This is a genomic window from Streptococcus sp. DD11, from assembly GCF_001578865.1.
In the GTDB taxonomy this organism is placed as follows: Bacteria; Bacillota; Bacilli; order Lactobacillales; family Streptococcaceae; genus Streptococcus; species Streptococcus panodentis.
The window spans coordinates 416,632-436,977 of record NZ_KQ969393.1 but is presented as its reverse complement, the minus strand read 5'-3'; the positions used below and the strand labels follow the sequence as shown (position 1 = coordinate 436,977).

Genomic DNA, 20,346 nt, shown 5'->3' with positions numbered 1-20,346 from the left:
TCCATCTCAAGCTCCTGATGGTCCGGGTACTGTCTTAAGCTGACATTTGTATAATAGCTGGGCACCTCCGAAAGGTCAATTCGCAGCCGGGCAGTGTCAGCCGGGATTTGAAAATAAATTTCGTCAGCATACTGCATTGGGAAGCGGTGGCTGCAGTCTGCGGAAAAATCTTCACCGGATTTGGCATAAAAAACAGTTATAAATTCCTTCTTTACTTCAAAAATAGAATGATTTGGAAGGCCGTTTCCCAAAAGCAGCTCCAGCGCTTTGAGAGGTTTTTTAGGAGCAGCTGAAACGGACTCTATGCTGTTCAGCAGTTCCGCATAACTGTGGTCAATTCTGTATAATTCTTTGGCTCGCTGGCTGGACTCAAGAGCTTGCTGTTTGTAGACATCAAAGTGCTCCAATACATCTGAAATCTTCTCGGCAAGAGCAGCTGCATTCCCAAGCGGATAGCTGAGGCCGGCTTTAAAGATTGATTGAACAGTTGAATAGCCCAGATTGTCTGAAACAATGGTTGGCAGTCCCTTCAGAATGGCTTCAATAAAGACCAGTGAAAAAGATTCGGATTTTGACGTAAAGACACAGATGTCCGACTCGCTCATATCCCGCCAAGGAAAAGCTTTATAACCCCAAAAGCTGACATTGGTCAGTGAATTTTCAGCAATAAAACGGTCACACTCTTGCTTGGTCTGCTCATCCCAGTCGCCGATAAAAATCAAAGGCAGGTCAAATCTGCCCAATTTATGATAAGCCTGCAGCAGTTCAAGCTGATTCTTATTGTCATTTATCAGCCCTATCGAAATAATCCTTCTTGGGCCCGCTTCTTTCAGCGGTTCCTGGCAAAGCTCAGTGAAAGGAATAAACGATTTGAGCTTGGAATTCTGAGCGCTTAAGTCCTTTAATCTATCGGTCAGGTTCCCCTGAACTGCAAAAACTTCTTCCGAATTTTCAAATAGAAAATCTAATTTTTCAGCATAGTAAGAAAACTCTCCTTCTGGGAGTTCGTGAATAAGCCAGAAATGCGGCACTGTTTCACAGGCAGCAGCTACTGCCCCCTGAAAAACATTGACTGTATTTGAAATCACTAAGTCAATGTGATGCTCCAAAATGATGTTTCTGATATCCTGGATATTTTTTTGATAAAAGAGAATTCTCTCTTCCTTGGATAAGAGATGCTCTCCCGGAGCTTCCTCCCACCACCATTTTACTGTGGCCAGCGGAAAAGTTGCTATACCGGCCGACTGCAGTTTATCTACATATGCTTCATGTGTCGGATGGCCATTTTCAGGGTAAACATTGAAAACAGAGTGTCCCAGCTGTGACAGATATACCATGAAATTCGTGATGGCTCTTTCCGCACCGTTGTCTAAGGTTCCGGTAGGCGAGACAAATAAAATACGTTTCCCCATAATCTATCCTCAATCAATCTATAGTAGAGCCTGAGTTTTTAGGCTTTCGACTCCTGCCAGCTGCCATTTCTGACTAACAGTCCTGTCGCAGAATCCAAAGCAGATTCATCATCCTCAGAGATATCTTTGCGTTCAATGAAAACAATCGGTGCTTTTGAAGATACAGCAAAAGCCAGAACCCGCTTCTCAGAATCACGGACAGTTGCTTCGAGCCTCAGGCGGGCACGATTTAAATAAGGCAGGCTGCATTTATATCTAACTTTTTTCTCCCCGATACCTTCGATTTTTAAGTCCATTGAATTATCATTATAGTAGCCATAATTCGTATTGATGTCTACGAAGGACATGGCGATATGGGATTCCACATCCTGCAGCTGATTGAAAGTAAACTCAAATTCCAGTTCATCATCGGGGGTAATTTGACTTGGAGACAGCAGTTTAACTTCAAAGTTTTCTACCAAGGCTTCTTGCTTTTGATCTCCTTCCGAAGAATCGCTGTTCTCTTTGATTGGCTGAACGGCATTGTCAAAGCTATACTGATTAGCAACATCATCAGGATTTCCAACTACTTTTACCAAGCCATTTTCAATCAGAACTGCCTTGTTGCAGTATTTTTTAACTGCCCCCATATCGTGGGTGACTAAAATAGTTGTCTTGCCTGAGTCCTTGCGCTCTTTGAAGTAGTCGTTGCACTTGCGCTGAAAGGCTTCATCTCCGACTGCCAGCACCTCGTCCAGAATCAGAATATCTCCCTGGGCCTTGATGGCAACTGAGAAGGCCAGACGAACCTGCATCCCGCTGGAATAGTTCTTGAGCTTTTGATTCATGAACTCCTCCAGCTCAGCAAATTCGACAATATCGTCATACATGGCGTCCACTTCTTCTGTAGAAAAACCAAGCATGGCACCATTCATATAGACATTCTCACGTCCGGTCAGCTCCGGATTGAAGCCGACTCCCAGCTCGATAAAGGAAACTAATTTCCCGTCAATGGTGACGGTCCCTTTTTCAGGAATATAAATTTCTGAAATGATTTTCAGGAGAGTTGATTTTCCGGAACCGTTGCGGCCTACAATCCCAAAGAAATCTCCTTTTTCTACTTCAAAAGAGATGTCTTTAAGAACATGCTGTTCTTTATAGCCCTTGATTCCTTTGAAACGATTGACCAGACTGGTCCTTAAACTCTGTGTGGCCTCTGTCGGCAATCGGAAGAACTTGCTGACATGGTCAACTTTTACTGCAATATTATCTGACATTATAAAATCTCCGCAAATCTCTTAGCATTTTTATTAAAAATATAGAATCCAAGCCAGAAGACAAGGAAAGGCACTGCATAGGGAATGGCAGCAATCCAGTGATTTCCAATCAAATCCCAGCCTCGCATACTTCCTGAAAAAACGACAAAGTGACGCAAATCCTGAATAATCTGTGCCAAAGGGTTCAGCATCATGAGCTTCGCAATCGTCACCTGCCCTCTTTGGATGATAAAAGTCAAAGAGTAAATAATCGGTGTGGCATACAAGCCTGCTTGCAGAATAACTTCCCAGATCGGGCCGATATCCCGGTATTTCACAAAAGAGGCAGCCAGAATGAAAGCAACACCCGTAGAAATCAATACAAGTTCAATGAATAGAGGAATAATAACCAACCAGCCCCAATTCAGGGGTACCCCGTTAATCAAAGCAAAAACGAAAACTACCAATAAATTAATCGCATAGTTGATAGCTGCGCCGGCAATGGCCGAGAAGACAATGATCGATTTTGAAAAATTTAATTTTCTCAGTAAGTCTCCTCGTGAAACAATAGACATCATTCCCATATTCGTTGCTTCAGTAAAGAAATTCCAGGTCACCATCCCCAGCAGCAGTCCCACAGCGTAATGAGGGGTTCCGTCATCAAAGCGCAGGAAGCGTACAAAGACCAGATACATGATCGTAAAGAGCAGCAATGGCTTTAGAATAGACCATAAATGACCAATGAAGCTGCCCTGATAGCGCAGTTTAAAGTCAGTTTTTACCATCTCTCTTAAGAGAATCCAAGTTTTTCGATTAAAAAAGTCCATAAGTAATGATTACTCCTTATAAGCAAATTTTGTGAGGATGAGGGTCCTAAAGACAAATGTATGGAAAGCGCGGTTTTTGCGGTAGTGGTAATGATGCAGCCGCCGCCAGCGTTCCCTGAAAGGAACGTCCATGATGGTCACAAAATTTTCAATAATTTCTTTATTTTCAGCTGTTAAGGGCTGGCTGAGCAGGTTTCTGGCCTGAGTCTGGCTGGCCCGAATCAGCTTCCAGTATTTGTCAAAGAGAATATGGGGATGCAGCCAGTTTTTCATGCGTTTGCGCAGAGTGCGGGCCCCCAAGACATTATTGGCATGCTGGCGGTAGAGTTCGCTGGGCCTGTCAAGATAGACCAGCCGGCCAAAGGCAGCTGCCAGAAGAGCCAGATACCAATCATGCATCAGCAGCTCATGTGCCTCCTGCCCGGTCCACAGCTGGGCCAAGGCATGGTTAATCATCGACACGCCGCCCGTCACTGTATTTTCTGTCAGCTCCTGAATGAGGCTGGTATTGGCGTGGTCGGACTGGGTCCGAATCATGCTTTCATGCAGGATATTGAGCTCTTGGTCCACTACTTTCAGATCCGTATAGACCAAAAGAGGCTGGCTGCTGTCATAGTCCGCTGCCTGAGCCAGCTGCATTTCCAGCTTGTCCGGCAGCCAGACATCATCCTGGTCGCTGAAAAAATAGAAGTCTGCCGGCTCATATTTCAGCAGGCTGTAAAAACTCTGGATTACCCCTAGGTTTTCATGGCTGTCTCGGTTGATAAAGGCAATCCGGCTGTCTTTTTGACAGAAATCTTCAATGATTGAGCGGGTCGCATCCTTGGAGCCGTCATCGCGGATCAGGAGCTGCCAATCGCTGCAGGTCTGCTCCCGAATGCTTTCGATCTGCTCTGCCAGAAACTGCTCGCCGTTGTATGTGGAGAGAAGAATGCTCACTTTCATGATAAAAATAAATCCTCGTATTCACCCACAATTTTTTCCCAGGTGTAGTTTTCTTTCATATTTTCTTTGGCCGCCTGACCCAGCTGGGCAAAGTCGGTCTCTCCATCTACCCGGTCAATCAGTGCAGCCAGCTGCCCTTCTTCTTTCTGCCAGTAGAGGGCCGTGTCTTTAGCGACCTGATGGTTGAAATCAACGTCCAATACCAAATTGGCATCCGTCTGAGCCAGAGCTTCCAGAAGACCCGGATTGGTGCCTCCGACCTCGTGGCCGTGCAGGTAGGCAAAGGCCTGATTGCGGATGTACTTGAGCAGATTTTGATCATAGACCGTCCCAACAAACTTGATCCGAGGGTCTCGGTCAAAGCCCGTTTCTTGCCTGAGCACTTCAAAATAGGGATTGCCCTCATGATTGCAGATAATCAGCAAGTCACGCTGGGTCTGGGATTTCATAAATTCCCGAATGATGGTTTCATAGTTATTTTCCGGCACAAAGCGGCCGACGATGAGGTAATAGCCCTTTTCCTTGCTGTCCCACTTTTCAAAGAAGACTCTGACCTTTCCTTCGTTTTCTGTCAGGTTGGACAGGTAAAGATCGGTCCCATAGGCGATACAAGTCGTCTGAGACCAAGGATAAGCCTTTTGGATGTAGCTTTCAATGCCTAGATTGTCCGCAATGACAAGGTCTGCATGCTTGGTCATGACCTTTTCTGAATACTTGAGATAGGCCTGAACCGGCTTGGACCACTTGGCCCGCTTCCACTCCAAGCCATCAGGATTGATAAAAAAGATACCGCCAGCCTGATGGATACGACGGGCAAAAGGAAGCATGAAAGCACCCATGGTATTGCCAAGAATGTAGAAGATAGGCTGCTCAATCTGCTGCTGCTTAGCAAACTTGAGGGCATAAGATACAGCCATCATATCATAGGCAATCACACGGGCAGGCCCCAGCTTAGGGGCCTTGACTGTGAAACAGTCCGCACCCTTATAATCGACATGATGAAAGGCTTCATCATCTGATAAACAGGCCACATGATACTGGATGTGAGGAGAAATTTTATTCTCCACCAGCTGTTGGACAAAGGTTTCAAATCCCCCATATTTAGCAGGAAGTCCCCGACTTCCGATGATGAAGACATGTTTCATGGTTTTCCTCAATTCAAGATTTTACAATCCATTCTATTATATCATTTTCTGAGTTGTTTGTATAACCAGAGGTGAAAAAAAGCAGCCCAAAAGCCGCTTCATCTTATCTGTTATTGCTGCCCCTGTCTGTAAAACTCTTTCAGAGCATCCTGCCAGGTCGGAATGACAAAGCCCGTTGCCTTGGCCTTGGTCAGGCTCATGGTCGAGTTGAAAGGCCGCTTGGCCTTGGCTGGGAATTTGCTGGAGTCAACTGGCTGCACGTCTACATCGGTCTCTTTGAGGATTTCCACCGCAAAATCATACCAGGTTGTGTCTTCTGCTGCATCATTGGACAGGTGATAATAGCCGAATTCCTTTTGATTTTCTGCCAAGAAGGTCATAAATTCAGCCAGCGTCCGGGTCCAAGTCGGGCGGCCGTGCTGGTCATTGACGACAGTCAGGGTCTTGTGAGTCTTGGCCAGATTCTGCATGGTGAAGACAAAGTTCTTGCCATAATTGCCAAAGACCCAAGCCGTCCGGATGATGTAGAAACGGCTGGAATATTTCTCTACCAGCTCCTCACCCATGCGTTTGGTGCGGCCGTACTCGGTCTGAGGTGCCGGCTGATCATCCACTTCCCACTCCTGACCGACAGGCTTATCGCCGTCAAAGACATAGTCGGTAGAGATATAGACCAGGGTTGCCCCATGCGCTTCTGCTGCCTTGGCTACATTTTCCGTACCGGTGACATTGATAGCATAATCCAGCTCCTTGCCCTCGTCTTCTGCTGCATCCACTGCCGTATAGGCTGCGCAGTGATAAACCAAGCTGGGCTTGACTTCCGCAAAGACCCTGTCCACCATCTGAGCATCGGTAATGTCCATTTCTGCCACGTCAACCGCTACATACTCCTCCTTGCGCTCATCCAAAAGATAGCGCAGTTCCGTTCCCAGCTGACCATTGGCTCCAGTAATTAAAATCATTTGTTTGTCCTTTCAGTCATAAACATTCAATACCTCATTATACCAAAAAAAGCAGAAAAAAAGAAGCCAGAAAAACTGCCCTTGGAAATGAACTGTCCATTCCACAACAATGGGCCAAAATCAAACAAGGACAAGAAATCGCTCAGAAATTCTGGGGATAAGAAAAGAGACTGGACAAAAAGTTCAGCCTTTTGAACCCGAATGGGGAAAACAGATTGACGCAGTGGTTGGGAGAGGTTCTGTTGAATTTCGTCAACTAGAATCTCCCCTATACAGTTCATTAGGTGCTTTAGCGCCAACGAACCACTGCTAATTGTCATCTTCGTTCGCTTTTTAAGCTCCAAAGATGACCGAATCAACTGTGCGGGAGTAGGAAGACGAACTCTTTTTATTTATTTGGAGTTCTTTCCCACTCTCTTTTATATTGTTTTGATTCTCCTCAGCCAGTTTTCTACCAAGGCAGTAAACAATTCTTCTTGATCGATTTGAGCATTGTGTCCAGCAACATCCAGCACAGCATAGGTCGATCTCGGATAATCATGCGACAAATCAGCCAACTGCTGAAAACCAACGATTTGGTCTTGTTTTCCTGCAATAAAGAGACTGGGGTTATCATAACCATGGCTCTGAATTTCTTGATCTGGATCAAAAGACAAGGCATAATTTTCCTGTGATTTTTGAATAAAAGGAAGATTCATCATCCGAAGACTATAAAGGATCTCTTTTTCAAAACGTTGATAGGTTTTCTCCGTTTGTAAAATCGCCACGCTAAAGAACTCTTCATCTTTGCCTGTCATATCAAAGCTAGGCTCACTCACAACTACATCACTTTCTGGCAAGATTCGATCTTTGATATAGGGCTTAGTCACTGGACAAATCAATAGCAGCCCCTCCACTTGAGCCATTTTCCTAGCCAAAATTCCTCGCGAAAGATAACCACCGTAGGATTCGCCTGCCAATAAAAAGGGGCTCGAGCCAATGACATCATCAATAAAATGCAGAAGCAAGTTCAAAATCGCGTCTGCACTTGCAAAGGCAGCGTTGGCGTCCGACCGCCCCATACCGGGCAAGTCAATATAAATCCTCTTATAACCAGCTTGCCGCTCAAAAATTGGCTCCATACAGCCTTCCATCAATTCTGATGAACAACCCAAACCATGAATCAGTAAAACGGGCTTGCCCTGCCCCATCACTTTATAATATAATTTTTGCTCTTGATAAAGATAAAACATTTCGTCTCCATTTTTTCATTTTATATTCCTTTTTCAAAAATTTGATTTAGCCAATCCAGCACTACCTGATTCATCAAGCGCAGATGGTTGACTTGGCAGTGGGCATCAGCCGCACTTTCTCTATCAAATTCCCAGACAGTGACTGGAATGCCTCTTTCTGACAGGCTTTTTTCTAATTCTCTTGCCTGCCTGAGCAACTCTGGACTTTCTCCTGAACCTACTAGGAATAGGGATGGAACCGCAATTTTTTCTTTGTCTACCGTCTGAGCTTTGGCCATCACTTGATCAATCGCTTGGCGGAAATTTTCTGTTCCAAATTGCCAAGCATATTTTTTAAGGTTCATCTCTGCCACTTCGTTAAAGTTGCCGGCCATTTCCCCGATGAACTGCAAAAGAGGACCCGGTACACGCAAAGCAGCTTTGAAAGAAGATTGAAAGACAGCCTTTATATCATAAATCGGTGTCGAAGCAATCCAAGCTTTAATTCGCGGATCCTTTTCAACTGCCTGAGCGGTAAAATAACCCCCGCCACTTAACCCCATGATGGCAATCTGATCTGACGGTGCCTCATACCAGTCTAAAACAGCCGAAATAGCTTGCCCCGCATCAACCGTAAAGGGCAAACCATTGTTCGGATTGATGCCCTGCCCCGGCAGATCCACCATCAGAACATTGTAATCTGCCTGCCAAGCAGCATAGCCCAGAAAGTAAAACAAATCAACACGGCCGGTATCGCCACCGCCAACGACCATGACAGTTGGCTGATTTTCTTTCTTGCTTTTTAGTTCATATCCTGGCAAGGTCTGATTCTCATAAGGCAGAGCAATTTCTTGCAAAGGAAGGTTGATGAACTGTACAGCTTTTAAGAAATCGGCCTCCATTCGTTGGTAGTCAGTTTGATAATCCGGCTGCTTGGGATCGGCAAACTGCAGACTAGCTCTCAGAGAGTAGCAAGCAGCAAAATACTGCTGAGAAGCTGTCCGATAATAGGCTTTCTTTTGCATTTCCTGAGCCTGCTCTGATAAATAGTTGGCATGTCTGTTAAAAGCTTCCCGCCAGTCCTTAGGTTTTCCATTTCTGATTTGAACAGCAATCAACAGCACTTCTGCCGCACTCATCCCTGTCAGCTGACCAATTCCCATGACCCAGTTCAGCATAAAATCCATATCTTTATTGCTGTATTTGATTTTCTGCTCCTGACGCTTTAGGATTTCTTCACTCTTTTTCATTCGCAATTCCTCCGCTAAACTCTGCAGCAATGGCCATAACCGCCTGATCCAATTTTGCATACAGATCGGCCACATCGGAAAATTCCTGCGCATATTGGGCATCCTCTTGGTGCCAAAGCGCCGCCTGCTCAAATAACACTCTCATGCCCTGCAAGACCTGCATGCGCTGCATCAGATAATCCACAATGCCATATAAATGCAAGATGATTTTTCGCTCCCTGCTGCCTTCTTGCTTTTGATTGTAAAGAAGCTTTTTTTCCTCCAAGGCGCGCAAAGCAAGGCTGGCACTGGCTTTGGACAAAGCCAATTCATTTATCATTCGCTTAAAAGTCACCTTCCCCCTGCCCTCAACAATTAAAAAAGAAAGAATCAGTGCTTGATTCTGTGGAAAATCCAAGCCAGTAAAAACCTGTGAAAGCTCTGACAGCTTTTGAGATCCTTCTTTATCCATTTCAATCTCCTTTCGTTGGTTCGGTTTTGTATGAACTAAACTAATTATAGCATAGATGAAAAGAGAAGACAAGAAAGGATGGAAAAACAGCTTGATTTTTTAGTATTTTTGACCTTCCAGCAGTAAAATAGCGAGGAATACTGAAAATTGGCCAAGAACTAGCATATGTTTTCAAAACTGATACTCTTCGAAAATCTATTCAAACCACGTCAGCGTCGTCTTGCTGAGGCTGGGGATAAGGGGAAGGCAGTTCCCGACTTTCGTCAAACTGTTAAAGGTTGTGGATAAGGAGGCTGGAGCAAAAGTGTTTCAGCCTCGCTTTATTTTGGCAAAAAATTCTTGACGCGGCAGATCGCTGCTATCCTGTCTGCTGATAATTTCCATTGAATATTAAGCTTCAAAAAAACGAAAAAAACCAGCAGTTTAATCCTGCCAGTTTTCATTTCCGTCATTCTGCTTTGTTTGGTGCATAAATCATGCCGGTGCAGTTGAAATCCTCCTGCCGGCGAAAACCCAGCGCTTGGTAAAAGGACAGATTCTTGTCCGATTGCTCCGTTGCCAGCTGAATCTGGTAGACATCCCTGAATGTTTCCAGCGTTTGCTCAAGGAGTCTGCGGCCGATGCCCTGACGCTGATAGCGGGGAAGCACCAGCAAATCCTGAATAAAGACAATGGTTGCGCCGTCACCGACTGCTCGAATCAGGCCAACCAGCTCATCTTCGTCATAAGCTGCCATTACAAACAAGGACTGACTGAGCGCCCGCTCCAAATGCTGCGGACGCTCGATATAATTGCTCCAACCGACCGATTCATACAATTTCAAGACAGGCGCTAAGGTCAGCTGGGGGGCTTTTTTATACTGGATCATAGTTCTAACTCCTTTTATAAATTTGGGGACGCTGCAGCCTGATCAAAACCTCTGCCGTCACATGCGTCAGCAGCAGGGTGATGAAAAATACAAACCTTCCCTTGTCCCACGGTGAAAAATCGGTTCCTTTCAGGAAGTAGAAAGCACCTTCGATAAAGATAGGATGCAGGAAAAAATAGAGAACACTTAACTGCTTGAGATGGCGGAGTTGACAGCCTAGGCCTATCCTGGTGCGCAGCACCCAATTCACCAAAAAGAGGGAAAAAGGCAGCAAGCCCAAGAAAAATTCTTATCCACCCCTTGATGCAGAAAAACAATCACACCATCAAGCATAAGAAACATGGCGGACCAAATCAGCTTTTTGACATAGGATTTTTTGAAGAAATCCGTCTGCCAGCAATCATACAGCACATAGCCCAGATAGATAAACATCGGTGTGTAAAAAATCCCATTTCTCGTCGTAAAGAAAAGCTTGGCATAGCCGTCATAGAGCTGCGTCAGCCAGCTTCCGGCAAAATAGCCATAATAGGTCTCCACAGAGCCTATGAGATAGAGGAGCAGCAGGAATATCCCCGTCTTTTTCGGACCCCATTTTTTATAGAAAAAGTGAACCAGCAATAGCCCTAAGAGAAAGGCCGGTATGTACCAAAGCTGGTAGCAGAGACCGATATAGAGAAAGCCGGCGGCCAGAGCCAGAGGAGCATAGTATTTGTCAATGGGCAGCGACCAAAAATAGAGCAGGGCATAGGGGGTATAGAGGGCGCTCCACAGCAGGTAATGCCTTAGAATCCGCTGTATATAAGACTTGAGACTGCCCTTTTTGGCCAGATAGGCCCTGAGCAAATAAGCAGAGGAAATCAGAAAGAAAGGGACTGCCATACGGCCGAACATGCTTTTTTGCGTGAAATGCAGCAGGTCATTGGCAAAAAGCCTCTGGCAGTGGACCAGAATGACCGAAATGGATGCCAGATACTGGAAAATGCTGAGCATGGCATAGTTAATCGGCTGCTCCTGCCCGGCTCTCTCTTTTTTCAACATCAGCAAGTCTCCTTACAACACTTGAATCAAGCTCATACTCTTTAAAAATCTAAGATGGCTGTGGGAAGCTTCTTTGATGGACCCTAGATCTATCTGCATCGGTTTGTTCTGACATCTTTGATTTTCTTTGCGTGTCAAATCACCTACCCTCCACCAGAGCAGCAGTTTTTTTCAGCCAAAAGTGCTGAAAAGCGGCGATGTCGCGGTAGGGAGAGCGGTCATAAACTGCCTTCTCCACGACCAGCATTTGCTGGGCCCAGCCGGGCTGGGTCTTGAAGCTGTTATCCTGCAGGCCGTAGAAAATCCGCAGGCCCTGATAATGCTCTGTCTGCAGGGGCAGGTCTGCTATCAGGTCATCCAGCTGATAAAGCTTGGCCTCCCCCATGCTGTGAGTCTGGTAATTTTCACCAGCCAGCAGCCGCAGGGCCTTGTCCGCATCCGCTTCAAAAACGGCTGTGTGCAGAATGCGGCCGACTTCATGATGCTTGACCAGAGAAAGCTGTCCGCCCTCCCTGAGCAGCCGGGAGCATTCCTGCAGGCAGGCTTTTGGGTCGGGCACATACTCCAAAACATTGTGGCAGACGATGGCATCAAAAGACTGGTCTGGCAATTTGTGCAGAAGGTCCAAGCTGCCCTGCAATTGCTCATAGGAAAAGTCCTGCCGGCGCTCCGCAATCATGGCTCCGTCAGGCTCAACTGCTACAACTTCATTTTTTTCTGCTAAAAAATTAGCCACAATGCCAAAGCCGCTGCCGAAATCAAGGATCCGCTGTCCTTTTATGTCTTCTAATTGTTTAAATAGAATATCATAGTAAATCTTCCCCCAAGGCTGTTCTAAATGATTTTTATAGGCTTGCAGGTTCATAGACAGTCCTTTCTTTTTCCCTCAGTTTATTTATAGTTAAACATCTTAGAGGCCATTTTATCAGCCATTCGCGGAAAAAGTGTGTAGAGCTTGTGAGCTAGATTGAGAATGCCCGGCAGATTGATTTCCCGCTTCTTTTTCCCAAAAGAGCTGACAATCCTGCCTGCAACAAAGTCGGGCTCTAAGATATACTTGTCCACGGCTTTGACGTAGGTGCCGTCCGGATCCGCCTGATCGAAAAAAGCAGTCCGGATCGGCCCTGGATTGACCGTGGTGACAGTGACCCCAAAAGGCAGCAGCTCCAGCCGCAGGGCATTGGAAAAGCCAATGGCCGCAAACTTGGTCGCTGAATACAGACTGGACTTGGCACTGGCGATAAGACCGGCCATGCTGACAATATTGACAATGTGACCTTGACCTGCCTGCTTCATGCGGGCTCCGAAGAGACGGGACAGATTCATGAGGGCAAAGGTATTGACCTCAAACATGGCCTCTATATCGCTGGAAGTAATCTTGTCAAATTCCTCAAAAATCCCGTAACCAGCATTGTTGACCAGCACATCGACAGGGCCATACTGGCGGTCAATCCGCTCCGCAAAGCTTTCCAAGGCTGCACTGTCGGTAATATCCAGCTCTACCAAGTCCAGATTTTCCTGCTGGCCGTAAATCTCCTCCAGCTTAGACCTGCTGCGGCCGACCAGAATCAGGCGGTCATGAGGCAACAGCTTGACCATTTCCTGAGCCAGCCCGCCGCTGGCACCGGTGATGACAATCGTTCTCATATCTCCACCTCTTCCAAGTCCTTGACAATGTGCACTGGCTCAAAAATACTGCCGGCATCACGCCGCATTTGGCTAATATCTTTCGATAGGAAACGGGCGCTGATGTGATTGAGGAGGAGACGCTTGGCGCCGGCTTCCCTAGCTACTTCTGCCGCCTGCATATTGGTGGAATGGCCGTGGCTGCGGGCGATTTTTTCGTCTCCCTTGCCATAGGTGGCTTCATGGACCAGCACATCTGCTGCCACAGCCAGACGGACACTGGCTGCAGTCTTGCGGGTATCGCCCAGAATGGCAAGTGTCTTGCCCGGTCGGGGCGGCGAAATATAGTCCGCTGCAATAATCTCGGTGCCGTCCTCTAAGACAATATCCTGACCGTTCTTGACCTGGCCAAAAAGCGGACCAAAGGGAACACCCGCTGCCCGCAGCTTGTCCGCATCCAGCGTCCCTTCCAAGTCTTTCTGCATAATGCGGTAGCCCACGCAGAAAATGGTATGATCCAGCTTATCAGCATAAACGGTGAATTTATCCGTTTCCAAAATCTTGCCCAGACTGCCCTCGTCAAACTCATGGAAATGAATCCGATAAGGCAGGCGGGAGCCCGACACGCGCAGACTGGACAGGACAAAGTTCTTGATGCCGCTGGGGCCGTAAATGTCAATATCCGTCTGCTCTTCATTGGCCTGAAAAGAGCGGCTGGACAGAAAGCCCGGCAGGCCGAAAATATGGTCGCCATGCAGGTGGGTGATGAAAATCCTGCTGATCTTGCGGGGCTTGATGGTTGTCTCCAAGATCTGGTGCTGGGTGCCTTCGCCGCAGTCAAACATCCAGACTTCATTGATTTCCTCCAAGAGCTTGAGGACGAGACTGGAGACATTGCGGGCCTTAGACGGCTGACCGGCTCCGGTTCCTAAAAATTGTAATTGCATGTGCTTCTTTCTAAATGATATAAATCATGGCAGAGCGATTCTGCGAGTGATAGTATTTTCTGCCAGAGTAGGTCTGAGCCAGCTGACTGACTTCGTCTTGATTGTAGCCGACTACTCTCTGGCGGCCGTCCGCCAGCTGCTGCCAGTCGGTCAAGGCAGTCAGCGCCTGACTGTCCAGAACTGGAGATACCTCCTCAAGCGGCTTCATATAGATTCTCCCTGCCTCCTCATAGACCAGATACTGGGGAAAGACCTGGGCGATCTCAAAGAGCAGCGCTGGCGTCACCGGCTCTGCCTGCTCCGCAAAGACCAAGCCAAGCTCCGCGCCTTCATAGCAAAATCCATAGGACTTACCCGATAGGTTGAGGCGGATAAAGGGCTTGCTTTCTGCAAAGCTGGGCTCTGGATTCCATAAGTTCAGCGCTTGGCTGATTTCCAGAAAATAAGCTGTCGCGGTCTCTGGACTTTTCTTTTGGTAAAGCTCAGCAAAGTAAGCATTGATAACACTGGGCGGCGGCGTGATAAAGGTCAGCCGCTGCTCCTCTGTCAGACCCGCCAGCACCTGCTCCAGATAGACCCTGTCTAGGCTGGTAAAGCCGCCATAGCGCAGGGCCAAGTCTATATAATCAGTCATAAAATTCTTCCAGTTTCCATTTATTTTTCTCAGCAATCCAGCCCGAAATCGCTTCGACATCGTTTATGTATTCCCGCTTGCCGATGATGGCTGCTTTCTCCAAATCATGAATCTTGTATGCCTTGGCTGGAACGACCCTTATAGTAAAAGGCAGAAAGAGCTCTTTCATCCTCTCCAGCAGGACCTGCTGCAGGACAGCTCTGCTATTGTCTGCCTTAGCAGAGATCAAGGAATAAGGGGTTAGGGTCGGGGTGAAATTCTCAGCCTTATCTGCTTTATTATAGAGGGTCAGCCGGGGAATGTCCAGCATGTCCAAGTCCTTCATGATGTCCAGCACGGTCTTTTCATGCTCCTCATGATGAGGGTCGCTGGCATCGATGACATGGACCAGCAGATCGACATTCCTGCTTTCTTCCAGCGTAGACTTGAAACTGGACACCAGCTCTGTCGGCAAATCCTGAATGAAACCAACCGTATCGGTCAGAGTGACATTGAGCTGACCGCTCAGGTTGATGCTCTTGGTCGTGGCATCAAGTGTAGCAAAGAGCTCGTCTGCCTCATACTGACTCTTGCTGGTCAGGCAGTTCATGATGGTGGACTTGCCGGCATTGGTATAGCCGATGAGGCCGATTTTGAAAATGCTGGATTCCAGCCGCTTTTCCCGGACAGTCGCACGATTTTTCTCCACCGCTTTCAGCTGACGCTCGATATCATGGATTTGATTGCGAACGCTGCGACGGTTGAGCTCCAGCTGGCTTTCTCCCGGACCGCGGGAGCCAATGCCTCCCGCCTGCCGGCTGAGCATGATGCCCTGACCAACCAGACGGGGCAGGAGGTATTTGAGCTGTGCCAGATGGACCTGCAGCTTGCCTTCGTGGCTCCTCGCCCGCATGGCAAAAATATCCAAAATCAGCTGCATGCGGTCAATGACCTTGACCCCCAGACTTTCCTCCAGATTGACATTCTGGCGGGGCGTCAGGCGGTTATTGACAATGACGGTTGAGATCTCCTCGGCCTCGACCATCTGGCGGATTTCTTCTAACTTGCCGGAGCCGACAAAGGTCCTGCTGTCGTACTTTTCCCGCTTTTGGCTGTAAGAGCCGATGACCTCAGCTCCTGCCGTCTTGGCCAGACTGGCCAGCTCCTCCATGGATAGGTCAAAATGTTCCGTGTCGGCCAGCTCCACACCGACCAGAAAGACACGCTCTGTTTTTTTCTCTGTTTCTATCATCTTACTCTAATTCTATTTTAGATTTATTGCACTTTCGCACGTGGCAGCGGAGGCCAGCGGTATTCTGCAGGCTTCCCTGATCAGCTGAGACTCACAGCCGCTCCCGCTCCAGAAAGCGCCTGATGTCCTGCATAATCTGCTCTTGGCAGTCTGGCTCGCCCACCTGATAAAAAGCGGCCTTCATCCGATTGCGAAACCAAGTCAGCTGGCGCTTGGCAAAGCGGCGGGTGTTCTGCTTGAGCCTGGCCACTGCCTCTTCTAAGCTCATCTGGCCGGCAAAATAGGGGAAAAATTCCTTGTAGCCAATGCCGCGGCTGGCCTGGACATCAGGATAGCTGTCATAGAGCCAGCGGGCTTCTTCCAGCAGGCCGGCTTCCAGCATGTGATCCACCCGCTGGTTGATCCGCTCATAGAGCCGCTCCCGCTCGTCATCCAGGCAAATGAGCAGGGCTTCATAGTCTGGCTGGCTGTTTTCCAGCCGGCCGCCTAGATGAGCAATCTCCAGCGCCCTCATAGCCCGCCTGCGGTTAATCTGGGGAATGTCCAAGCCCAGCTCTGCTATTTTTCCGAACAAAGCCTCATCCGACCAAGTATCCAGCTGCGCCCGATAGGCCAGAATCTCCTCATGGGGGACCTGGCCGCCCAGATGATAGCCCTCCAGCAGGCTCTGGATATAAAGGCCCGTCCCGCCGGCGATGATGGGCAGCCTGCCCCGCCTATGGATGTCGGCAATGGCCGCCTTGGCCTCCGTCACAAAGTCAAAAGCCGAATAGGACTGGTCGGCGTCTCGCACATTCAGCAGATGATGGGGAATGCCCTCCTGCTCGGTCTCAGTCACCTTAGCCGTCCCAATATCCAGCCCGCGGTAGACCTGCTGGCTGTCGCCGCTGATGACTTCGCCCTTAAAGCGCTTTGCCAGCTCAATACTCAGGGCCGTTTTCCCGACTGCAGTCGGCCCCAAAATCACAATTATTTTGGTTTTCATCTTTTTTCCTTGAAAAAATTTTGTTTTTTCGTTACTATTAATTATAACATAAATAAGAACCTGTGTTCACAGATGATTTTTCCAGCTGTGAATGCAGCTTCCCATCAAAGTTCAGAAAAGGAGTATTCTCATGGCTAAAGGATTTGGAAAAGGCGTTCTTACAGGTGTTGCTGCTACTGTCGCTGCTGTAGCAGGTGCAGTCTATGCTGTCAAGAAAAAAGTCATCGAACCTGAAGAACAAAAAGCGGCTTTCATCGAAGAAAACCGTAAAAAAGCTGCTCGCAGACGTGTGTCTCACTAAGCTGCCCTTAAGTATTAAAGGTCTGGAATACTCCAGGCTTTTTCTTATACAAAAAACAGCAGACCTTATGACTGCTGTTTTAGGGGGACGATTTTTAAAAGAGAGATTTTCTCTCTGCTGGCCCAATGCCATGGGAACTGAGGGTATAGGCGCTCAAGAGAAGCAGCTCCAAGAGTCCCATGCAAAACAAGCCATTGATATCCTGCCCGCCAGACTGCCAGATGAGCAAGGCAGAGATAAGCAAAATAAAGAAATAGTAAAATTTCTGGCGCTTGATATAGGTCCAAAAGAGGATAAAACTCTGACGGCCGCTAATCTGTGGCTTGCCTCTACTTGCCGCATACCAGATGATAAACGCCTCTGCCAAGCAGAAAACAAGAAATAGAAAGACAAAAGCTGGCAAGCGGGTTTTCCAAAAGAAGCCCTGTCGCTGTCAGTAAAGAGAGAGCCAATACCAGTGCTGCTACTGTCCGTCTCGTATTTGTCATGACAATCCACTCCTTCCTTGCCGCCAAACTCAGAGCCAATCAAAGTATTTAAAGTAAATGGAACCTAGCACAGCGGCCAGAGGCAAAGGCAGCAGGACGAAAATGAGACTCTTCTCCCCGCAGAGCCAACGTACCAGAAAGAGGATGGCGAAAAATGCGATAATAAAACCGATTGCGATATAATGTCTTGTTTTCATGAAAACACCTCATTTTATAATTTTTGAAAATAGGAAAGACCGCCAGACATTTCCCTGCTAGATAATCAAATCCGACAGGAAGACCAGCAGGACACAGATGAGAATGTGCCTGATTTGCTGCTTGTTATAGCGAAAGGCATCCTTTAAAAACGATGCCAGAAGCAGGAGGAAGAAACACTCCAGCCCGACTTTAAGGAAAATAGGAACCATAATCATTTACTTTCTACGAACATAAATAACCGTCAGCAGAGAATTTAAAACTAAAAGTCCAGCCATCACCGGGTATTTATAGGGGGTGACTAAGAAGTTTACCAACAAAATAGACACCGAGAGAAATAAAATAGAAAATCTTATTTTACTTTTCATGATCGATTCCCTCGCCTTATTTCCCCCTCAGTATAGCACTTTCCGCTAGGTTTGAGGGACAAATTTCATAAATGGTCGCTATTTACTCCTAAACAGTCATTTTAATAAAAAAGACAGCAAACACATCAAAGTGAATGCTATCTAACAAGCCTATTTATTTTTACTTTCATACCTCCTAGCATACCTAGCTCCCCAGACGAGCAGGACAAATAAAACGAAGAGTAAAATTGTTGAAATCAAGGCAATTAGTTTCTGAAATTCATCGCCGACTGTTATCAGACGATAGGCAGCAAAAAGAAGCATGAAAAGAGTCAGAATGGTAAAGAAAGTTTGTCCTGATACTGCTGAAATCCTATTCCCTGACTCTGATTTGTTGATAAAGTAAAGATTTAAAAATATATTACTTGCCAGGAACAAGGTAAAGCAAGACTGGACAAGAATAGGTGCTTTAAAGATTTCTCCACTGAAAAGCACAACTAGGATAGCTAGTCCAGGAAGCTGGGCTGTTAAAAATCTTATCAAAAGCTTGTTTTTAAATAATTTCCTCATCTTTTATTCCCCCCTTGGCTTAAAGTCAATATTGATAGACTAACCGCAGTAAAACGCTCCTCCGATTCCTCCTATAATTCCTCCAACTGCTCCCGTTCCAATCGCAAAAGGACCGAGATAGATAGTTGATCCAGCAGCCATACCGTATCCTTCCATTGCTCCCATCGCAATACTTCCAGCACAAGAAACTGCTTTGCCCCAATCAACACCGCCACCTTCAACAGCAGCCAGCATGTTTTCGTCCATCACATCAAATTGTGAAATTGTTTTTGTAGTCATTACATGACTCCTTTCATGAAATGCGAGGGATTAAAGAACATATCTATCAGATTTCTTCTTTAGTCCAAGTTTGAGTGAACTTGTTTAGTCTCATTGCAACTCGACAACTAGAGTATAGCACTTTATTCCAAGCTTGAGGGGCAAAATTCATAAATGGTCCCTATTTACTCCTAAACAGTCATTTTTAATCAAAAACAGCACTTGCTGGAGACAAATGCTGGTTTTATTTAAAGAGCAAAGTCAAAATTGTAATTGCCAAATTATAGAGCGCATGAGAGAAAATTGGCCAGCGAATATCTCGATTTTTCCAGTAAATATAAGAAAAGCAAATACCAGAAATCATCATTAGATAGGTTTTAATGGATAAAAAATCATAAGTATGAGCAAAAGCAAAGAGAAAAGCGCATGACAGGATACTAACTATCGCCCGCTTTGGAAAATGCTGCAATAAATACTCTTGGAAAATGCCTCGAAAAAGTAATTCTTCTGATGCAGGAGCTAGAAAATGTAAAGAGATGAAGATAAGCAAAAAATTTTTTGAAAATAGAACATTTTCTATCGTATGTCTGCTGCTCATATCTAAATCAACATGAAAAATACCTGCTAAAATCAGATTAATCACTATTTCAAGTCCTAGCACTAATAAGGTCAAAGAAAAAACTTTAAACAAAGATAAGGGATTCAAACGAGCAGGAATGGATTCAATTTTCATATGGGCTCGAAATTTCCAAAGGATAAAATACAAGAAACTCCCCAAACCAAGTAAAATCGGCATTCGTAACCAATCGTTTATTCCTTTTGTAAAAACTGCTAAAGTCAAGGGAATTTGCAATAGGACACTTGCAAATAGAATACCTAAAATAAATAGGAAGATTTTAAAAACTTTCATTACAACCTCCACGATTAGATAATTCCGATAAGAAACTGGAATAAATCCGAGACTGTATTTAATTTAGTTCTGGTTTTATAAGAAATGAATATCTCCCCTGCATAATTTGCAGGAGAAATACTCATTTTTATAGAAATCATAATACAAATGATGAGGCAGCTATGACAATTTTTCTGTTAAAGAATCCTATCTAACAGCTTCCCCTCTTTTTAGCACCATTTAGGCCATCAATGAACCCGCAAATAGAATTTAAAAATTGGTCCCAATTTGGAAGAATAGGAAAAACGCTTCCACCATTTATATCTTGCAGTTCTTTTTCGTCTAATTTTTTGTAAACCATAACTTTCTCCTTTTACTAAGTTAGAAATAGGGCAGCTGTAATTCTGCTTAACTTTAGCAAATGTGCCATTCCACACAAGCCATCATGCGTGTACCGTAGTAAGCCGTACGAATTGCATAACCAAGCTTATAAAATGCATTGTAAGATGGATCTCCACCACCCTCAACAGC

General features: G+C 46.1%; 25 protein-coding genes. 2 read left to right on the top strand and 23 right to left on the bottom strand.

Annotated features, from left to right (window positions below):
• The 17 genes from STRDD11_RS05355 to miaA form a co-directional block, all read right to left on the bottom strand.
• Nucleotides 1-1,412, bottom strand: a 1,412-nt coding sequence (locus tag STRDD11_RS05355; protein ID WP_128836077.1) for a glycosyltransferase family 4 protein, incomplete at its 3' end; no start/stop codon positions are given.
• 38 nt (nucleotides 1,413-1,450) lie between these two features.
• A complete protein-coding gene (locus tag STRDD11_RS05350; protein ID WP_128836076.1) occupies nucleotides 1,451-2,668 on the bottom strand; it encodes an ABC transporter ATP-binding protein in 1,218 nt (405 codons plus the stop codon).
• Nucleotides 2,668-3,474: an ABC transporter permease gene (locus STRDD11_RS05345; protein WP_128836074.1), complete on the bottom strand. Its 807-nt coding sequence runs from the start codon at nucleotides 3,472-3,474 to the stop codon at nucleotides 2,668-2,670. Before STRDD11_RS05345 ends, STRDD11_RS05350 begins: the two co-directional genes overlap by 1 nt.
• A gap of 9 nt (nucleotides 3,475-3,483) precedes the next feature.
• Complete coding sequence (locus STRDD11_RS05340; RefSeq protein WP_128836072.1) at nucleotides 3,484-4,419, bottom strand: glycosyltransferase family 2 protein; 936 nt, start codon at nucleotides 4,417-4,419, stop codon at nucleotides 3,484-3,486.
• The gene (locus STRDD11_RS05335) at nucleotides 4,416-5,564 is read right to left on the bottom strand and encodes a beta 1-4 rhamnosyltransferase Cps2T (protein WP_128836070.1); all 1,149 of its coding nucleotides are present in this window, start codon (nucleotides 5,562-5,564) and stop codon (nucleotides 4,416-4,418) included. Before STRDD11_RS05335 ends, STRDD11_RS05340 begins: the two co-directional genes overlap by 4 nt.
• Before the next feature lie 110 nt (nucleotides 5,565-5,674).
• Nucleotides 5,675-6,526: a dTDP-4-dehydrorhamnose reductase gene (gene rfbD, locus STRDD11_RS05330; protein ID WP_128836068.1), complete on the bottom strand. Its 852-nt coding sequence runs from the start codon at nucleotides 6,524-6,526 to the stop codon at nucleotides 5,675-5,677.
• Between the two features lie 419 nt (nucleotides 6,527-6,945).
• Nucleotides 6,946-7,758, bottom strand: coding sequence for an alpha/beta fold hydrolase (locus STRDD11_RS05320; protein WP_128836064.1), 813 nt, complete (start codon nucleotides 7,756-7,758; stop codon nucleotides 6,946-6,948).
• Between the two features lie 20 nt (nucleotides 7,759-7,778).
• Nucleotides 7,779-8,987 carry an alpha/beta hydrolase family protein gene (locus STRDD11_RS05315; protein ID WP_128836062.1) on the bottom strand — a complete coding sequence of 403 codons (1,209 nt, stop codon included), beginning with the start codon at nucleotides 8,985-8,987 and terminating at the stop codon, nucleotides 7,779-7,781.
• Nucleotides 8,974-9,438: a MarR family transcriptional regulator gene (locus STRDD11_RS05310; protein WP_128836330.1), complete on the bottom strand. Its 465-nt coding sequence runs from the start codon at nucleotides 9,436-9,438 to the stop codon at nucleotides 8,974-8,976. Before STRDD11_RS05310 ends, STRDD11_RS05315 begins: the two co-directional genes overlap by 14 nt.
• Before the next feature lie 448 nt (nucleotides 9,439-9,886).
• On the bottom strand, nucleotides 9,887-10,306 hold the full coding sequence (locus STRDD11_RS05305) for a GNAT family N-acetyltransferase (RefSeq protein WP_128836060.1): 420 nt from the start codon (nucleotides 10,304-10,306) through the stop codon (nucleotides 9,887-9,889).
• Nucleotides 10,307-10,552: 246 nt separating this feature from the next.
• Entirely contained in the window at nucleotides 10,553-11,344 is a 792-nt protein-coding gene (locus STRDD11_RS05300; protein WP_346962586.1) for an acyltransferase family protein, read from the bottom strand.
• A gap of 139 nt (nucleotides 11,345-11,483) precedes the next feature.
• Nucleotides 11,484-12,215, bottom strand: coding sequence for a class I SAM-dependent methyltransferase (locus STRDD11_RS05295; protein ID WP_128836059.1), 732 nt, complete (start codon nucleotides 12,213-12,215; stop codon nucleotides 11,484-11,486).
• 20 nt (nucleotides 12,216-12,235) lie between these two features.
• Nucleotides 12,236-12,991: an SDR family NAD(P)-dependent oxidoreductase gene (locus STRDD11_RS05290; RefSeq protein ID WP_128836057.1), complete on the bottom strand. Its 756-nt coding sequence runs from the start codon at nucleotides 12,989-12,991 to the stop codon at nucleotides 12,236-12,238.
• Complete coding sequence (gene rnz, locus STRDD11_RS05285; protein ID WP_128836055.1) at nucleotides 12,988-13,917, bottom strand: ribonuclease Z; 930 nt, start codon at nucleotides 13,915-13,917, stop codon at nucleotides 12,988-12,990. Before rnz ends, STRDD11_RS05290 begins: the two co-directional genes overlap by 4 nt.
• Before the next feature lie 10 nt (nucleotides 13,918-13,927).
• The gene (locus tag STRDD11_RS05280; protein WP_164828392.1) at nucleotides 13,928-14,551 is read right to left on the bottom strand and encodes a cystathionine beta-lyase; all 624 of its coding nucleotides are present in this window, start codon (nucleotides 14,549-14,551) and stop codon (nucleotides 13,928-13,930) included.
• The gene (gene hflX / locus STRDD11_RS05275) at nucleotides 14,544-15,782 is read right to left on the bottom strand and encodes a GTPase HflX (protein ID WP_128836050.1); all 1,239 of its coding nucleotides are present in this window, start codon (nucleotides 15,780-15,782) and stop codon (nucleotides 14,544-14,546) included. The genes STRDD11_RS05280 and hflX overlap by 8 nt, the downstream gene beginning before the upstream one ends.
• Before the next feature lie 91 nt (nucleotides 15,783-15,873).
• Complete coding sequence (gene miaA / locus STRDD11_RS05270) at nucleotides 15,874-16,767, bottom strand: tRNA (adenosine(37)-N6)-dimethylallyltransferase MiaA (RefSeq protein WP_128836048.1); 894 nt, start codon at nucleotides 16,765-16,767, stop codon at nucleotides 15,874-15,876.
• A gap of 130 nt (nucleotides 16,768-16,897) precedes the next feature.
• Between miaA and STRDD11_RS05265 the strand changes: the two genes are divergently transcribed.
• Nucleotides 16,898-17,068 carry a DUF3042 family protein gene (locus STRDD11_RS05265; protein WP_125331339.1) on the top strand — a complete coding sequence of 57 codons (171 nt, stop codon included), beginning with the start codon at nucleotides 16,898-16,900 and terminating at the stop codon, nucleotides 17,066-17,068.
• 67 nt (nucleotides 17,069-17,135) lie between these two features.
• The gene (locus STRDD11_RS05260; RefSeq protein ID WP_128836046.1) at nucleotides 17,136-17,453 is read left to right on the top strand and encodes a hypothetical protein; all 318 of its coding nucleotides are present in this window, start codon (nucleotides 17,136-17,138) and stop codon (nucleotides 17,451-17,453) included.
• Between the two features lie 132 nt (nucleotides 17,454-17,585).
• Here STRDD11_RS05260 and STRDD11_RS13610 read toward each other — a convergent pair whose 3' ends face one another.
• From STRDD11_RS13610 to STRDD11_RS05240, 6 genes are all read right to left on the bottom strand, one after another.
• Entirely contained in the window at nucleotides 17,586-17,753 is a 168-nt protein-coding gene (locus STRDD11_RS13610) for a hypothetical protein (protein WP_164828391.1), read from the bottom strand.
• A gap of 57 nt (nucleotides 17,754-17,810) precedes the next feature.
• On the bottom strand, nucleotides 17,811-17,963 hold the full coding sequence (locus STRDD11_RS13605; RefSeq protein WP_164828390.1) for a hypothetical protein: 153 nt from the start codon (nucleotides 17,961-17,963) through the stop codon (nucleotides 17,811-17,813).
• A gap of 306 nt (nucleotides 17,964-18,269) precedes the next feature.
• Nucleotides 18,270-18,668, bottom strand: a complete 399-nt coding sequence (locus STRDD11_RS05255; RefSeq protein ID WP_128836044.1) for an immunity protein — start codon at nucleotides 18,666-18,668, stop codon at nucleotides 18,270-18,272.
• 39 nt (nucleotides 18,669-18,707) lie between these two features.
• Nucleotides 18,708-18,947: a Blp family class II bacteriocin gene (locus tag STRDD11_RS05250; RefSeq protein WP_128836042.1), complete on the bottom strand. Its 240-nt coding sequence runs from the start codon at nucleotides 18,945-18,947 to the stop codon at nucleotides 18,708-18,710.
• A gap of 223 nt (nucleotides 18,948-19,170) precedes the next feature.
• On the bottom strand, nucleotides 19,171-19,836 hold the full coding sequence (locus STRDD11_RS05245) for a CPBP family intramembrane glutamic endopeptidase (protein ID WP_128836040.1): 666 nt from the start codon (nucleotides 19,834-19,836) through the stop codon (nucleotides 19,171-19,173).
• A gap of 190 nt (nucleotides 19,837-20,026) precedes the next feature.
• The gene (locus STRDD11_RS05240; RefSeq protein WP_128836038.1) at nucleotides 20,027-20,176 is read right to left on the bottom strand and encodes a bacteriocin; all 150 of its coding nucleotides are present in this window, start codon (nucleotides 20,174-20,176) and stop codon (nucleotides 20,027-20,029) included.
• Nucleotides 20,177-20,346 lie beyond the last annotated feature (170 nt).

What these genes read in the sequence shown, in the direction of transcription:
- STRDD11_RS05350 (WP_128836076.1), bottom strand. Translation starts at nt 2,668, where the DNA reads ATGTCAGATAATATTGCAGTAAAAGTTGACCATGTCAGCAAGTTCTTC.
- STRDD11_RS05345 (WP_128836074.1), bottom strand. Translation starts at nt 3,474, where the DNA reads ATGGACTTTTTTAATCGAAAAACTTGGATTCTCTTAAGAGAGATGGTA.
- STRDD11_RS05340 (WP_128836072.1), bottom strand. Translation starts at nt 4,419, where the DNA reads ATGAAAGTGAGCATTCTTCTCTCCACATACAACGGCGAGCAGTTTCTG.
- STRDD11_RS05335 (WP_128836070.1), bottom strand. Translation starts at nt 5,564, where the DNA reads ATGAAACATGTCTTCATCATCGGAAGTCGGGGACTTCCTGCTAAATAT.
- rfbD (WP_128836068.1), bottom strand. Translation starts at nt 6,526, where the DNA reads ATGATTTTAATTACTGGAGCCAATGGTCAGCTGGGAACGGAACTGCGC.
- STRDD11_RS05320 (WP_128836064.1), bottom strand. Translation starts at nt 7,758, where the DNA reads ATGTTTTATCTTTATCAAGAGCAAAAATTATATTATAAAGTGATGGGG.
- STRDD11_RS05315 (WP_128836062.1), bottom strand. Translation starts at nt 8,987, where the DNA reads ATGAAAAAGAGTGAAGAAATCCTAAAGCGTCAGGAGCAGAAAATCAAA.
- STRDD11_RS05310 (WP_128836330.1), bottom strand. Translation starts at nt 9,438, where the DNA reads ATGGATAAAGAAGGATCTCAAAAGCTGTCAGAGCTTTCACAGGTTTTT.
- STRDD11_RS05305 (WP_128836060.1), bottom strand. Translation starts at nt 10,306, where the DNA reads ATGATCCAGTATAAAAAAGCCCCCCAGCTGACCTTAGCGCCTGTCTTG.
- STRDD11_RS05300 (WP_346962586.1), bottom strand. Translation starts at nt 11,344, where the DNA reads ATGTTGAAAAAAGAGAGAGCCGGGCAGGAGCAGCCGATTAACTATGCC.
- STRDD11_RS05290 (WP_128836057.1), bottom strand. Translation starts at nt 12,991, where the DNA reads ATGAGAACGATTGTCATCACCGGTGCCAGCGGCGGGCTGGCTCAGGAA.
- rnz (WP_128836055.1), bottom strand. Translation starts at nt 13,917, where the DNA reads ATGCAATTACAATTTTTAGGAACCGGAGCCGGTCAGCCGTCTAAGGCC.
- STRDD11_RS05280 (WP_164828392.1), bottom strand. Translation starts at nt 14,551, where the DNA reads ATGACTGATTATATAGACTTGGCCCTGCGCTATGGCGGCTTTACCAGC.
- hflX (WP_128836050.1), bottom strand. Translation starts at nt 15,782, where the DNA reads ATGATAGAAACAGAGAAAAAAACAGAGCGTGTCTTTCTGGTCGGTGTG.
- miaA (WP_128836048.1), bottom strand. Translation starts at nt 16,767, where the DNA reads ATGAAAACCAAAATAATTGTGATTTTGGGGCCGACTGCAGTCGGGAAA.
- STRDD11_RS05265 (WP_125331339.1), top strand. Translation starts at nt 16,898, where the DNA reads ATGGCTAAAGGATTTGGAAAAGGCGTTCTTACAGGTGTTGCTGCTACT.
- STRDD11_RS05260 (WP_128836046.1), top strand. Translation starts at nt 17,136, where the DNA reads ATGACTGCTGTTTTAGGGGGACGATTTTTAAAAGAGAGATTTTCTCTC.
- STRDD11_RS13610 (WP_164828391.1), bottom strand. Translation starts at nt 17,753, where the DNA reads ATGAAAACAAGACATTATATCGCAATCGGTTTTATTATCGCATTTTTC.
- STRDD11_RS13605 (WP_164828390.1), bottom strand. Translation starts at nt 17,963, where the DNA reads ATGGTTCCTATTTTCCTTAAAGTCGGGCTGGAGTGTTTCTTCCTCCTG.
- STRDD11_RS05255 (WP_128836044.1), bottom strand. Translation starts at nt 18,668, where the DNA reads ATGAGGAAATTATTTAAAAACAAGCTTTTGATAAGATTTTTAACAGCC.
- STRDD11_RS05250 (WP_128836042.1), bottom strand. Translation starts at nt 18,947, where the DNA reads ATGACTACAAAAACAATTTCACAATTTGATGTGATGGACGAAAACATG.
- STRDD11_RS05245 (WP_128836040.1), bottom strand. Translation starts at nt 19,836, where the DNA reads ATGAAAGTTTTTAAAATCTTCCTATTTATTTTAGGTATTCTATTTGCA.
- STRDD11_RS05240 (WP_128836038.1), bottom strand. Translation starts at nt 20,176, where the DNA reads ATGGTTTACAAAAAATTAGACGAAAAAGAACTGCAAGATATAAATGGT.